19 protein-coding genes and 1 pseudogene are annotated in these 14,186 nt (G+C 37.0%); 8 read left to right on the forward strand and 12 right to left on the reverse strand.

The features are described 5' to 3' along the window. Positions 1-157 precede the first annotated feature (157 nt). From L323_RS36320 to L323_RS36350, 7 genes are all read left to right on the forward strand, one after another. A complete protein-coding gene (locus tag L323_RS36320; protein WP_020816604.1) occupies positions 158-373 on the forward strand; it encodes a DUF378 domain-containing protein in 216 nt (71 codons plus the stop codon). Between the two features lie 146 nt (positions 374-519). Beyond that, a complete protein-coding gene (locus L323_RS36325) occupies positions 520-711 on the forward strand; it encodes an alpha/beta-type small acid-soluble spore protein (RefSeq protein WP_004618309.1) in 192 nt (63 codons plus the stop codon). Between the two features lie 209 nt (positions 712-920). Beyond that, positions 921-1,967: an AI-2E family transporter gene (locus L323_RS36330; RefSeq protein ID WP_020816605.1), complete on the forward strand. Its 1,047-nt coding sequence runs from the start codon at positions 921-923 to the stop codon at positions 1,965-1,967. 48 nt (positions 1,968-2,015) lie between these two features. Continuing rightward, positions 2,016-2,282 carry a hypothetical protein gene (locus L323_RS36335; RefSeq protein WP_020816606.1) on the forward strand — a complete coding sequence of 89 codons (267 nt, stop codon included), beginning with the start codon at positions 2,016-2,018 and terminating at the stop codon, positions 2,280-2,282. A gap of 30 nt (positions 2,283-2,312) precedes the next feature. Beyond that, positions 2,313-2,546, forward strand: a complete 234-nt coding sequence (locus L323_RS36340) for a MerR family transcriptional regulator (RefSeq protein WP_020816607.1) — start codon at positions 2,313-2,315, stop codon at positions 2,544-2,546. Positions 2,547-2,636: 90 nt separating this feature from the next. Further along, positions 2,637-3,053, forward strand: coding sequence for a hypothetical protein (locus tag L323_RS36345; RefSeq protein WP_020816608.1), 417 nt, complete (start codon positions 2,637-2,639; stop codon positions 3,051-3,053). Positions 3,054-3,259: 206 nt separating this feature from the next. Beyond that, positions 3,260-3,820, forward strand: coding sequence for a phosphatase PAP2 family protein (locus tag L323_RS36350; RefSeq protein ID WP_020816609.1), 561 nt, complete (start codon positions 3,260-3,262; stop codon positions 3,818-3,820). Between the two features lie 15 nt (positions 3,821-3,835). Here the strand turns inward: L323_RS36350 and L323_RS36355 are convergent, their stop codons facing one another. Next, on the reverse strand, positions 3,836-4,945 hold the full coding sequence (locus L323_RS36355; protein ID WP_020816610.1) for a DNRLRE domain-containing protein: 1,110 nt from the start codon (positions 4,943-4,945) through the stop codon (positions 3,836-3,838). A gap of 70 nt (positions 4,946-5,015) precedes the next feature. Continuing rightward, positions 5,016-6,320: an ABC transporter substrate-binding protein gene (locus tag L323_RS36360; protein ID WP_020816611.1), complete on the reverse strand. Its 1,305-nt coding sequence runs from the start codon at positions 6,318-6,320 to the stop codon at positions 5,016-5,018. Positions 6,321-6,492: 172 nt separating this feature from the next. On the opposite strand from L323_RS36360, the pseudogene L323_RS36365 reads away from it, so the two are divergent. Next, positions 6,493-8,231, forward strand: a pseudogene (locus L323_RS36365) (ABC transporter ATP-binding protein). 51 nt (positions 8,232-8,282) lie between these two features. Here L323_RS36365 and L323_RS36370 read toward each other — a convergent pair. The 10 genes from L323_RS36370 to yyaC all read right to left on the reverse strand — a co-directional run bounded on the left by L323_RS36370 (position 8,283) and on the right by yyaC (position 14,075). Next, the gene (locus L323_RS36370) at positions 8,283-9,515 is read right to left on the reverse strand and encodes a DUF438 domain-containing protein (RefSeq protein WP_020816612.1); all 1,233 of its coding nucleotides are present in this window, start codon (positions 9,513-9,515) and stop codon (positions 8,283-8,285) included. Between the two features lie 13 nt (positions 9,516-9,528). After that, positions 9,529-9,756 carry a DUF1858 domain-containing protein gene (locus tag L323_RS36375; protein ID WP_020816613.1) on the reverse strand — a complete coding sequence of 76 codons (228 nt, stop codon included), beginning with the start codon at positions 9,754-9,756 and terminating at the stop codon, positions 9,529-9,531. 147 nt (positions 9,757-9,903) lie between these two features. Then, positions 9,904-10,197, reverse strand: a complete 294-nt coding sequence (locus tag L323_RS36380) for a hypothetical protein (RefSeq protein WP_020816614.1) — start codon at positions 10,195-10,197, stop codon at positions 9,904-9,906. An 86-nt stretch (positions 10,198-10,283) separates the two neighbouring features. Beyond that, positions 10,284-10,493: a DUF951 domain-containing protein gene (locus L323_RS36385; RefSeq protein ID WP_020816615.1), complete on the reverse strand. Its 210-nt coding sequence runs from the start codon at positions 10,491-10,493 to the stop codon at positions 10,284-10,286. A 16-nt stretch (positions 10,494-10,509) separates the two neighbouring features. Next, positions 10,510-11,346, reverse strand: coding sequence for a mechanosensitive ion channel family protein (locus L323_RS36390; protein WP_020816616.1), 837 nt, complete (start codon positions 11,344-11,346; stop codon positions 10,510-10,512). Between the two features lie 60 nt (positions 11,347-11,406). After that, positions 11,407-12,123, reverse strand: coding sequence for a gamma-glutamyl-gamma-aminobutyrate hydrolase family protein (locus L323_RS36395; RefSeq protein ID WP_020816617.1), 717 nt, complete (start codon positions 12,121-12,123; stop codon positions 11,407-11,409). A gap of 115 nt (positions 12,124-12,238) precedes the next feature. Continuing rightward, a complete protein-coding gene (gene rd, locus L323_RS36400; RefSeq protein ID WP_014315411.1) occupies positions 12,239-12,397 on the reverse strand; it encodes a rubredoxin in 159 nt (52 codons plus the stop codon). Positions 12,398-12,481: 84 nt separating this feature from the next. After that, positions 12,482-12,682 (reverse strand): hypothetical protein, encoded by a 201-nt coding sequence (locus tag L323_RS36405; RefSeq protein ID WP_014315412.1) that lies wholly within the window; start codon positions 12,680-12,682, stop codon positions 12,482-12,484. A gap of 140 nt (positions 12,683-12,822) precedes the next feature. Next, positions 12,823-13,338: a LiaI-LiaF-like domain-containing protein gene (locus L323_RS36410; protein WP_020816618.1), complete on the reverse strand. Its 516-nt coding sequence runs from the start codon at positions 13,336-13,338 to the stop codon at positions 12,823-12,825. A 122-nt stretch (positions 13,339-13,460) separates the two neighbouring features. After that, positions 13,461-14,075, reverse strand: coding sequence for a spore protease YyaC (yyaC, locus tag L323_RS36415; RefSeq protein WP_020816619.1), 615 nt, complete (start codon positions 14,073-14,075; stop codon positions 13,461-13,463). Positions 14,076-14,186 lie beyond the last annotated feature (111 nt).

A 14,186-nucleotide genomic window follows, 5' to 3' on the forward strand; every position in this document is an offset into this window, starting at 1 on the left:
CGGACAGTTATTCAAATACACCGCATTTCCAAAAACGGAGATGCGGTTATTTTATTTATGGTATCTTTTTTCCACTGAATAAAATCTGTTTATTTAATAATAATATAGAACTGTAACAGAATCTAATTAAATTTTAAAAAAGAAGGGAGTTGGTAATATGAGAACACCATTGGATAGAGTTGCATTAGTACTCATTATAATCGGAGCTCTTAACTGGCTTTCTGTAGGGTTATTCCGCTATGATCTTGTAAGTGCAATTTTTGGACACGCTTCACTAATTACAAGAGCAATTTTTGTTATTGTCGGTATTGCTGGACTGTACAGTATAAGTCTTCTTTTCAGAGAAAGTGATCAGGCTGTACGGCAGCAATAAACAAACTAAGTGGCGTACTTGCGCCACTTAGTTTTGGGAAGAGACAGCAAGTAGACATAAATTTCCGTTATATTTTAAGTAATATTGCAAATTATATTAGTACACCGGTAAATCACAGGTGAAAATCACAAAGGAGGAATTTAATTATGGCTAATAACAATAGTAATAACAGACCTTCAGGATTTGAAAATTTGAAATATGAAATAGCTTCTCAGGTTGGTGTAAACCTCAAAGAGGGCTATAATGGTGATTTAACTTCAAGAGAAGCTGGTAAAGTCGGTGGAAATATCACTAAAAGAGTATTCCAGGTATTCAGGGATCAACACCAGAATCAGTAAGAATGAATTTTATGCTGAGTAATAAATAAATAAAAGGATGCACGTCTTTTCTGACGTGCATCCTTTTATTTTAAAATTAACACTATAGTACTTTATTACTTGATAATCTTTATATATAATTTATATAAGTTAGTACATCACTTTTGCACAGAAAAAATCTGCGAAAGTTTCTATGTATTTCCAAATATAAACGATAAGGAAACAACACTATGACAGACTTTAAATCCATTTTGTCCAAGAAAATAACCAGGAGAGTTCTTATCCTTGCAGCATTCGCACTTCTGATATACCTCTTGCGGGGTATGGCGAACATGTTTCTGCTGACCTTCATATTTGCATATCTGGGGTATACAGCACAAAGCTATGTATTTAAACGGACTAAAATCATTAATTCAAGACTGCTGAAAGCAATTATAATAACCTTTTATCTTGTGGCTTTAACATTGGCTGTTCTGGTACTTTACAAGTATATTCCCGTAATTATATCGGAGCTTAAAACCCTCATAGTGCAAGTAACAACCTTTTATAATATGACTTACGAAAACGAGACTCTGAACTATATTATTTCATTATCAAAAGAAATCAAGATTTCTTCCTATATACGGGATAATTTTGAAGTTCTCTACAAATCAATTTCAAATATAGGTAAAATAGGATTTGACTTTTTTATGGCAATTGTACTAAGCCTGTTCTTTATATTGGAGAAAAACAGAATTGTCAGATTTACATCAGGCTTTAAAAACAGCAAACTGTCTGTAGTTTATGATGAGCTTTCATTCTTCGGACGTAAATTTCTCCAGTCTTTTGGAAAGGTAATTCAGACTCAGATAACTATTTCATTTATAAATGCCATTTTATCCATGATAATGCTTTATATACTCAAGTTTCCTCAGATTTTCGGACTTGGATTTATGATTTTTGTTCTTGGACTGGTACCTGTGGCTGGCGTCGTAATATCACTTCTTCCCCTTGCCATGATAGCACTTAGAATCGGCGGGCCTACAATGATTCTTTATGTTTTGGTACTGGTTATAATACTCCATGCTCTTGAAAGCTATATTCTTAACCCCAAGCTCATGTCCCAAAAAACAAAACTGCCTGTGTTCTATACATTTGTGGTATTAATAGTTTCAGAGCATATACTTGGAATATGGGGGCTTATTATAGGTATTCCGATTTTTATATTTATACTTGATGTTCTGGAAGTTAAAAATCCTGATGCCACATCCTCTACATCGGATTCAAACAACAATTAATGGGGTATACTTTCCTTATTATATAAAAAAACAATAGGAGGCAATACAATGGCAAAATACAATGTTATGTCTGTTCTGACAAATAAAAGAGTACAAAATGTAAATCTAATGCAAAATGTTCTTACTGAGTCCGGCTGTATAATTAAAACCCGACTTGGAATACATGATGCAAGCGAAGACAACTGTTCAAATGAGGGCCTTATAATACTTCATCTGACAGGCTCTGATGATGAAATAGAGAGGCTGGAAAGCAAATTAAATGAAATTCCGGGCGTAAAAGCCAAAAACAATCTGCTAAGCTCGGAAGATGCATAGTTTAATTTATTCTATCAGGGGGGAAATTCGGTGGCTGAACCTAAACGCTGCAAAGAGTGTAACTGCACCTTCCAATATGTAACCAGTGAACAATTATGTTTGAGCTGCAGTCAGAAAAACGAGTCAGAATTTCGGAGGATTAAAGAATTTTTAAAGGACAATCCAAAGTCATCGGTCAGTATGGTAGCAACTTCTCTCGAAATAAACGTATCCCATATACAAAAGTATATTGATGAAGGAAGATTGGAAATTGTAGATAAGTAACAGGAAATTTCAGGTATAATGTTACTAATAGCTTGGGTACATTTAGCCGATAAATAAAATGAAAACACAATTATTTTAAGGGGTGCCAATATGGATATTTTTGAACTTATTGCATATCTCAAGGAAACCGAAGGCTACATAGAGTATTCTTTTTATAAACATTCATCTGAAATCATGAATGCTATTTCCAACAAAGGTATAGATGAAGTATTAAATATTATTTCCATGAGAGAAATTAAAAAAGGTGCGTATGAATGTGTTACCACATGGGAAGTTGATAACAATTCCTGCTTTAGCAAAACTGTAATCATTGATTTATCCAACGAAATGCTTTATATTACAGAAACTCTGGACGGTGCCGACAGCCAGTCAGCCAAAGCAGATTTGGTTTCAGATTTTGATGTGCTGAAGGAATACTCTGAAATTATAGATTTCATGAAGACCAAACAATTAAACAGCATTGAAAAAGAGTTGCTTACAAAAGTCGTTGCTGCATTTTTTAAATAATACATAAAGAACCTTCAAGCTCCCTCTATAGGGAGCTTTTCCTTTTTGCAATCTTTTTGCATTTATTCAGGTTGTCTTTCATTGTCTGTGTCATAAGTTTAAAATCAAAGCTTTACAAGTTAAGGTATAATTGTCTGAAACATACACTTTCAAAAAAGTGTTTTTCGTACCCTGATATGTTAAAATGGTTCTGATGAGGTGATAAAATGATTTCTGCCATTCAAAATATAGACACATTTATATTGAACTTTATACAAAACAATCTGCACTCAACTTTTATGGATAGAATCATGCCGGTAGTTACTTTTCTGGGCAACAACGGTATGGTTTGGATTGTTATTGCTATTTTACTTGTAATTTCAAAAAAATATAGAACAACAGGCCTTATGCTTATAGGTGCATTAGTAATCTGCCTGATTATAGGTAACCTTACCTTAAAGCCTGTTATTGCGAGGGCACGCCCCTGTTGGGTTAACACAAGTGTACATTTGCTGGTGTCATCCCCAAAGGATTACTCTTTTCCTTCAGGGCATACCATGTCTTCCTTTGCAGCCGCTGTTGTTCTTTTCTTGAGAAACAAAAAGTTGGGAATATGGGCCTTAATTGTGGCGGCTTTGATTTCCTTTTCAAGGCTTTATCTCTATGTTCATTATCCTTCCGATGTAGCTGCCGGCTTGATTCTGGGAATTGCAGCTGCTTATTTGTCTGTTAATGCCTTACCCATAATACGAAATATGTTCAACAAAATAGTCAGAACCCGGCCATAAGGCCGGGCTCTTGGTTTATTTCGGGGTAACTTCCTTTTCTATTTGATTTTCCACATTGATGGAAACCTGACTTTTGCTACTTTCTGCTTTTGCCAAAGAAGGGCTTGCTGCAGGGATTATGGCAGTTATAGGCAAAACGGGAATAAATACCGGAGTATTTCCACTGCCATCAGACAGTACAATTATTCCGTATTCATTTTTATATATTGTCCCTGTAGCATGTACATTTGAACCTGTATATATATCAACATCAGTTTTACTGTTTAAATATTCATAATATGTCGTTACAATATCCGTATCGTATCCTGGGGTGAAAGTAGGTACCGGCAGATATGTAAAAGAAGGACTGTATACTGTACCATCCCCGGTGTATATAGCTGTAATGGAATTAAGGGGAATTGTTTGCTCTTGTCCGTTGTCCATTACTATGAATAATGCTCCGTTTTTTGCAACAGGAGAAGCAAACAGCTGATAAGGTGTACCTGTTATGGAAGAAGCAGTTAATCCTTTAGTAAACACAGTTACCGTATTGGTAGGATAGAAGATTATAATCTGCTGTATTATGTGTGCCAGCTGTGAATAACAGAAGTTTGTTGCTGAATTTTCTGACGGAGTGCCGGTATATGTAAGCATTAGTTTGGGAAAGTATGGCTCCCATGAGATATTATCCGTGCCAAACTGAACAACAGTAGTCCCGTCAGAATTGGTTAATGCTAAGCCATTGTTTGCTACGGTTCCGTTGAGCCAACTGTTTACCAGAGCTGTTATGTCTATCTCAACTGTTTTGTAAAGGTCGTTTGTGGTAACATTGACCTGTGATTGCGTAGGTGTATAAGCCGGCTGTGTATTATAGGTCACTGCTGTTCTGTTGAAAGGTTCCATTACTGTATTTACAACAACGGTACTGGGATTGGTACCGCTTTTTACAATAACAGCCAACTGAAGCACAGCACTGTCGACAAAATTTACGGGCAACGACGGCAATGCTATTTGCATCAGACTTATACAGTTCTGGTACTGTGTGTCCGTACCTGAATAAATGGTGGGATATACCGAGAAGTTAATAGTCGGCTGTGCAGAAGACACAAATGTCGTGCTTGGAATATCCACTACAACGGTTGACATAATACGATCCCTTCTTTCATATTTGTTGTATTACTTACATAATATGATTAAAAGAATACTATTATGAGTATTATTTTTCTTTTCCTGTTTTCTTAAAGGTATTTTCGATCTCCTTAACCGCCTGTTCCTTGGTATAAGTTTTCGCAATATATCCTTGCATTATCTCTCCAAACTTCTGATGCAAATCGTCTTTTACATAGTTTATATACATATCTCCAACCATATTGTCCTTTTTATAGGTCTCAAACTCCTTCGCAATCTGCATTTTCGACATATCTGCGCCATTTACAGGCGGCATTACCTTGGCAATTTTAGAAAACCACTTCTTACCGTAGTCAGAAGTAAAAAGCCAGTTATACAAATCCAAAACCTCAGACAATGCCGGTGAATCCTTATATATCCTCGTAGCCTGCTCGGTTCCCGCCACAATAAATGCATTTGAGGTTTTATCATCTACCGGATACCCTGTAACTCCCAGCTTCATTTTGGGATTAATATTTAAAATATCGGATTCAGCCCATGAACCCTGTCCTATAATCATAGCTGCCTTTCCCATGGCAAAGTCAGCCAGTTCTGCTGCAAGGTCTGTTTCGAGAGGTTTTATGTCTCCATACTTTACTGTTAAATCAATAAATTTGAAGAAATTATCATTAATAAAGGGATACGTTTCAAATTTATCTTTCCCGGAAGTAAAATTCTTCACAAGCCCTTCAACGTCATCAGGCTTTGAAGCATCTATGAAATGCATGAAAACATGCCTGAACACCCATACCTCCTTATATCCCGTTGAAAAAGGCTGTATACCCTTAGATTTCAACTTCTGAGCCGCAGCTTCAAGCTCAACCAATGTTTTTGGTACAGGTATCTTGTTCTTATCAAACAAATCCTTGTTGTATACCAAGCCGTACACATTTTCCTTGATAGGAAAGCCATAAACCTTTCCTTTATAGGACATATTCATTCTTACCTCGTCTGTCATGGCTTTTGCAAGGGGTTGTCCTGTAAGGTCATAGGAGTATTTTGCGTATTCCTTGATTTCACTTCCTGCGGAAGTTGTAAAAACATCCGGCATATCACCTGACTTAATCTTTGTTTTAAGCATTTGAGAATAATCCGACTGAACTGTTTTTAAGTTTACTGTTAAGTTTGGTTTGTTCTTTTTGTATTCCTTAAGATACTCATTAATTGCATCAACATACTCCGGATTATTAACAAAAATGTTGATATCCGCTGATTTTGTATTGGATGCCTTTGATGTTTTTGAGGAAGTACCTTGTGAAGGCATCTTAGGCGACGGTTCCTCCTTCTTACATCCTGCCATCATACTTACAGCCAGAACAAAAGCCAATATTAAAGACAACAATCTCTTTTTCATCGGTATTTCTCCTTTTTTATCCCTTTATCAAGTTTAATATTATCAACATTATGGATTTTTATGCAGTAAAAGGGGGTTGTTATAGTATTTTTTGCCCATATAAAGCCACTGATGTGGTAAAATACATATAAATTAATAATAAAAGAACATCAAATATTTTTCGGGAGGTCGTATGCAAACTTTTAAAAAATTTATCAGGTTTTATAAACCTTATAAAAACTGTTCTTCGTTGATATGCTCTGTGCTCTTATTGCCTCTGCCATAGACCTTGCTTTCCCACAGATATTGAATCTGCTGACAAAAGGTGTATTCACAGGTAGCTCTGCTCATATACTACGGTCACTGTGGATTATCGGGACAGGGTTAATCGTAATGTATATAGTCAGGTATTACTGTCAATATTTTATAACCTCTTGGGGGCACATAATGGGTGCTCGTATGGAAAGCGACATGAGGCAAGAATTATTTGACCACTATCAAAAGCTGTCTTTTTCATACTATGATAAAAATAATACGGGAGAAATGATGTCAAAGCTCATTTCTGATTTATTTGATATAACCGAGCTGGCCCATCACGGCCCTGAAAATTTTTTCATATCTGCTATAAAGATAATAGGTTCGTTTATACTTCTGTCAATGATTAATGTCCCGATGACGCTGATTTTGCTTGTTATTACGTTAGTAATGGGTATTTTCAGCCTCTTCAAAAACAGAAAAATGCGTTCCGTATTCTTTGATAACAGAAAAAAGATTGCAACCGTAAATACACGTTTGCAGGACAGCCTTTCAGGAATCAGAGTTGTTCAATCCTTTGCAAATGAAGAAATCGAAAGGGACAAATTTGGAGAAAGTAATCTGAAATTTCTGGATTCCAAAAAAGACAGCTATCTTATAATGGGAAGCTTTCATGCCGGAAACTCCTTCTTCCAAGGGCTCCTATACGCGGTAGTACTTGTCAGTGGAGGTTTCTTTATAGCCAAAGGTACTCTGAGAGCAGCAGACCTTGCTATTTATGCACTATATATAGGTATTTTCCTTAATCCCCTTGATGTCCTCATAAACTTTACTGAAGCCTTTCAGAAAGGATTTTCAGGCTTCAGGCGTTTTCTTGATGTAGTGGAGACCAAGCCTGAGATAGTGGACAGAAAAGGTGCAAAACCTTTAGTTAACCCACGGGGGGATATCAGCTACAATAATGTATCCTTCAGGTATGAGAAGGACTCAGAGGTGCTGGATAATGTAAACATATCCATAAATGCAGGAAAAACCGTGGCTTTTGTAGGGCCTTCCGGTGGAGGAAAAACTACTTTATGCTCTCTTCTCCCAAGGTTTTACGATGTTACCGAAGGACAAATTACAATCGACGGTAAAGACATCAGGGATGTAACTCTTAAGTCACTTAGGAATTGTATCGGAATTGTTCAGCAGGATGTATATTTATTTGTAGGAAGCATCCGCGAAAACATTGCATACGGTAAACCGGGTGCATCTGATGAAGAAATAATCCAGGCTGCCCAAAATGCCAATATACATGACTTTGTCATGAGCCTTGAGGATGGATATGATACCTATGTGGGAGAACGTGGTACACGCCTTTCAGGGGGACAGAAGCAGAGAATAGCCATTGCCCGTGTATTCTTAAAGAATCCGCCTATTCTTATTCTGGACGAAGCCACCTCTGCGCTGGATAATGAAAGCGAGCGCCATATACAGGTTTCACTTGAACATCTTGCAAAGAACCGTACAACAATAGTAATAGCTCACAGACTTAGTACAATCCGTAATGCCGATGAAATAATAGTTATAGACCAAAGTGGAATTCAGGAAAGAGGTACTCATGATACTTTGCTAAAACAGGACGGCTTGTATGCTAAGTATTATAATATGCAATTCGAAGGCATAAACGATTAAGTTACTCAAAAAGGCTGTAGAACCCACCAAAGTGGATTTTACAGCCTTTTATCATGTGGAGGATGCAAGCCTCTTCTCACCGGTAATATCCTGTATTGGCTTGATATCCTGTGTAACCTCAATAGTTCCCAGATATTCACCTTTTGCATTTCTAACTGCAAAATACCGGATATACGCAAATTTGTCTCCCATCCTTATCCAGAAGTCCTCATGATCCTTCTTACCGGAGCTGAGATCCTCTACAATTTTTTCTACAATATGAACACTTGCCGGTGGATGACAGTTTTTCACTTCCCTGCCTATGATGGCCTTTGTTCTTGCAAATATCCTTTCCTTACCTTGTGTAAAGTATTTTACGATACCATCCTTGTCTACAAAGGTCATATCCAACGGAAGTGTATTCAAAACTGCATTAATTTCATCGGGAGACATAATTCCCGCATCAAACTTTATATAGCCGTTATTTGAAGGCTCCTCACCTTCTTTTTCAACCTTTTTTTCCACGTTCACCCTAACCGGCTTCCATTTAATAACATTATCTAAAAGACAGTAACCGATTTCACTGCTGCCCTCTTCAATAATGAACCATTCGTCTTCAGACAATGTTTCCATAACCATTGGAAAAAGTATATTCTCTTCCTTGAAAATCATCTCTTTTACTCTTACTGCCGTCTCTTCCGCCTTGTCTGCCAACTGCTCCCTGTTCACGCTGCTGTAGTCTGACAAAAGTGCCTTTACATCCTTTAATGCATCTCGTATTTCGTCATCAACTCCCCACATTACCTTTGGAGGTGCTGTGATTTGGTACTTCTCCATAAACGGAAACAAAAGATTCTCTTTTCTTGAATAGTGCTTGTCTATTTCCCAAAGATTTTCAAAGTCATTTCTGAGATTCTGTATATTCTCATGTGTATCCTGACTTCGGAACTTTTCAATGTCAGTCTTGATTTTATCAATCAAAATTTCTATTTTTTTATTCTCAAGCCTAAAGGTGTGGACAGGGTGTCCCGGCACATCCTCCGGCTTTTGGGGCCTGTGAATTTCTTCGATTGAACCCTTAAAAACTGCCGCATGAACATCACAAAGCCTTTGTACCTCTTCCACAGGCATTCCGTCCATCATAAGAGAATGTTCCATTTCAGATATTTCAGTAGGAGAAACTCCTTCGATAAGCTTTTCAAACCGCTCTTTGACTTCATCTACACTTTTACCGCTGTGCAATTCTGAAATAAGTTCTTTTAAAACCTTTTGCCTGTATTCCCTGTTATTGATTACTTCGCTCATAAATACCAACCTTTCACTCTTTAATGCTAAAGCCCTTTCCTGCAAGTGTTTCTTTAAGTTTTTGCAACTCTATACCCTTCATAGCAGCTCCCTTGGGTATTGTCATAATACGCCCTGCAGTATTTAACATACCCGGTGCAGCAATATTCTCAAATCCCATTTCCTTAAGAACAACTATCATTTCCGGAAATTCCTTGCAGATATCATGTACGGATTTTGATAAATCAAGTACTTTTGACATAATAAGCACCTACTTCCATTCTATAAAAACCATTAATATGTATTCATTATTTCCATATTTATACATTATTATTAATGTTCGCGAAAATAAAAACAGCCGTTAAAAGCAAATCTCAGATTGCTTTTAGCGGCCTCTATCCTTTAAGGATTAAAGACATACCTTTTGTTTTGTTTCTCCTTCAATTTTTCCAATACCGTAACCGTAGCAAAAAGATTGGTACATACTTGTTACTATTAATGAATGCAGGCACTCTCTTTCTTCTTCATTAAGACCCATATCCATTGTCCGCATAAAATTTCTGGTTTTATCCCGGGCAATAAGCTTTATAGCCTCTCTCGTACCTGCCAGATCCTTTTCAAGTTTTTCTTTTCCCTGATGCAGGTAATCTTTTATGATGGTTTCAAATGTTTGTGATGGTTGCACCTTGTTAGTATCTGCCATTTTAGCCTCCATGTCTCAATACCTCAGATAGCGGTACTTTTGTAATATTTAATAATATTACTAAGTGTTTCCATGACATGGATTTCCTATACATTGGCTTCATCCGATACTACGCTTTTAATAATCTTCTTTACGCTTTTTTCGAATTTTGTCCTTGCCAGCATTACCTGATGGGCACAGCCGACGCATTTTATCCTGAAATCAGCTCCGGTACGAATTATCTCCCATTGCTTACTGCCACAGGGATGCTGTTTTTTCATTTCAACTATATCTCCAACTGAAAATTTATCAGGCATAGTTCCATTATTCCTTTCATTCCGGCCTTATGAGTCGCGTTCTGTCAAAAAACTCAAGCCCGTTTTTCTCAAACTCTTCCTTTATTTTAAGACGTATGTGCCGTTCAATCTCCCACTGTTCATTTGGAAGTGTACGTGCCGTAATCCTCAGATTCATGCTTTGTTCACCAAGACTGGTTATTCCCAGTACGGTCGGGTCTTCTGTAAATTTGTCAAATTCCTCTTTAACCTCATCACATATCTTTCTTGCAATTTCAGTAACCTTAGCCATATTGGTTGAATATGCTATTGGAATATCCACAATAACCAGTTTATTGTCTCTGGTATGGTTAATAACCTTTCTTATTTCGCCGTTGGGGATAATATACAAATCTCCGGTAAAATTTTTCAGCCTCGTAACTCTAAGCTCCATATGTTCAACGGTACCCGTGAGACCTTCAATAGTTACCGTATCCCCGACAGCGTACTGATCCTCAAGAAGAATAAAAAACCCAGAAATTGTATCCTTCACAAGACTCTGGGCGCCGAATCCCAAAGCGACGCCTCCTACACCTGCTGCAGCCAGTATTGCCTTAAGGTCAAGTATCCCTGATAATATTGTGAGTAACGCTCCTATATATACAGTATATTTGAATATGCTTATAGTCAACGTTGATATAGTGTCGATTCTTTTATCATTAATCTTAAACTTTAATTCCTTTTGTTTATCAAAAAGCTTCTTTATTATTACCCTGCCGATTTTTACTAAAACGAATGAAACTATGAGGACCACTACTGTTTTAAGTACTATCATGGCAGGGCCGTAAAAATCTCCAAGCAGATTTTGAAGCCTTTTTTCTACAGTACCAAGCAATTCTTTTCCTCCGTTTCCTTGTTTTAAGTTAGAATTTATAAGTAAGTTCTTCGGACTATTTTAACATACTGAAACAAGCCTTTCAAATAGCTTTAAATGAGTTCTGTCTCTTCTCCACAAATTTTCTGGATGCCACTGCACACTCAGGACGAATTTCTTATTTTCATTACTTATTGCTTCAACAATGCCATCCTGGGAGCAAGCATTTACCGTAAACCCCGGTGCAATTTCACTGATAGCCTGATGATGAAATGAATTAACCTTGAGGCTGTCTCTGCCAAAAACATTGTATAAGCAAGATGGTTTGTATATATTAACATCGTGTATCTGAAACCATCTTGGAGCCTGCTGACTGTGCTTTAACAATGTGCTTCCGTCGCTGCACTCGGAGTATATGTCCTGGTAAATGCTTCCACCCGCTGCAATATTCATTATCTGACAGCCTCTGCAAATACCAAGAATAGGTTTATCCATAGCTATAGCCTGTTGCGTGAGAAAAATCTCCATGCTGTCCCGGATTGGTGAAATTTCGTTTGCATATGGCATATTACCTTTACCAAAATATGACGCATCGATATCCGGGCCTCCTGAAAGAATAAATCCACTGCATATATCCAGGTACTCAACCCATGCACTTTTTTCTTCAGTTACAGGGATTATAACGGGTAAACCACCGCATTGAATAATTGCCTCATAATAATCATCCTTCAAAGTACTGATATTTTTGTCATAATCAAATGCAGCAGTAATTCCAATTATAGGCTTGCCCTTATACATTTTTTCATCCCCCATCTTGATATTTTAATTTTCTGTCGGCGAATAAAAACGGTCTTCCTCTGACTATAGGGAAAACCGTTTCTCTCCAGCTTACGTTTTTTATTGTAAATATGCTTTATTGTTTCTCAAACATGTCCTTGCCTACTCCGCAAAGTGGACAAACCCAATCCTCAGGTATATCTTCAAAAGCTGTTCCCGGTGCAATTCCACCATCGGGGTCTCCTTCTTCAGGGTCATAAACATACCCGCATACTGTACAAACGTATTTATCCATAGTTACCCTCCTAATTTAATCCGAGCCCAAAAAAGAGATTCTGGCTCATCGTATTGTAATTACTACAATATATATTCCCAAATTTTATCTCGCATAACACCTTTTTTTAAAATTTCTTTCAATTTTTAGAGCCCTTTGGTGTTTAGTCGGTTTATACTTCTGGGTATCCACAAAATCTCTTATTTCTGGAGCCTCCGTATTTTGGGAAATCAAATGTTGTATTTCATTATACATATAGCATTTAAGATTTTCAAGCCTTACTCTGATATCATCACCGCTACTCATAAAAGCACACCTCTGTCCCCTGCTCTTAATATTCGCCAAGCAGTACTATGTATTTATTTTTAAAAAGATTCTTAAGGGCAACTCCCAAGAATCTTCTTAATAACTAATACATTATATGCAATTAATGAGCAAACAGGCACTTAAATTCTTCGATTTCGGGTTACTATTAAAATTCCTCCCAATATGAGTATAATCGGTACAAGGTAGGTTCTAAGTACCCATGAACTTCCCAGAGAGAAAGTAAAGAAAATAAGTGATAAGCCTCCCAGAATAAATACAGGAATCAAAAGTCCTTTTTCTCTTGTACCGAAAAGGTAAAGTTCAAAGAGTCCTACTGCAACTGCAAGTATAAAGCCCGGCCACATAAAGGACCACAAGTCAAACAGCATTGAAATCTGACAAGTAAGACCTGTTACAAATAAAATGCCTCCCGGTACCAACAAGCCTGCATCCGGTGCTTTTGCCGTAAAATATGCGTAATGGAAAACTACCCCGGGAATTATGAGGAACATAGGCCAGAAATGTGCAAAAAGAAAACCTATATCAAAAATATCAAAATAAATCTCAAATATACCGAAATTACTCAGTAGAAAAAGTACCCCTAATATTATAAGTACCAACCCTACAATCATGGTACCTCTGTGCCTGTTATTCATAAAAATCCTCCTTAAAAGTCCTTAAATAACATATATAAGAATGTTAATCCGGCTGTCTTGTTCTTATATACTATTATAAGTATAAACTTTTAAAAAGTCTGAATTAGAATAAAATAAATTATCTATGCCTCTTCTACTCTTATAGAGCCTTTCTCTGAAAGCATATCTTCCCTTGAAACCTTCCACATAACATACTTCAATCCGGTTGCAACAATATCCGCTATCTTCATTACCGTCCCAAGTCTGGTATTCTGAAGAATCATAAATTCCATAAATCCTCCGGCATTAACAATTCCCGTGACATGCATGTGTCCCACCGGCTGCAATTCCTTGTTCAATGCAGAACCAGGTCTTATAGAACCCTTTCCTACAGAAATAAAGCCAACATGATCTGCCCTTCCCAGTGACGCATCAACAGCAATTAGAAAAGGTTTTTCATATCTTTTGTATATACTTTCAATTGTCTCCTGAAGATTCTTTGCGTGAACCGGGCTTTCCAAGTCACCATAAACGTATACATTACTATAATTCATTCCTCTCAGTTTGTACCCGACAATGGGCCCAAGGCTGTCTCCGGTTGACCTGTCTGTTCCGATACATATAATAACAATTTCCCGGTATCCTTCTGTTTTACAGTTTGTTAAAGTCTGGTACAGAGCATCTGAGAAAGACAAAATTGCAGTTGCATTATTAGAGTCAATATATTTTAAATTTTTAACTACGCTGCCTGAATTCATACAGCTACCACCATCTAATCCCTTCTATATGATTTATTAAGTAGTATTGACAAGAATAAGATTAAATAGTACGTTCTTAACAAACTATGTTAAAATATATGTAAATATAAA

Source organism: Ruminiclostridium papyrosolvens C7 (assembly GCF_000421965.1).
Taxonomy (GTDB): Bacteria; Bacillota; Clostridia; order Acetivibrionales; family DSM-1351; genus Ruminiclostridium; species Ruminiclostridium papyrosolvens_A.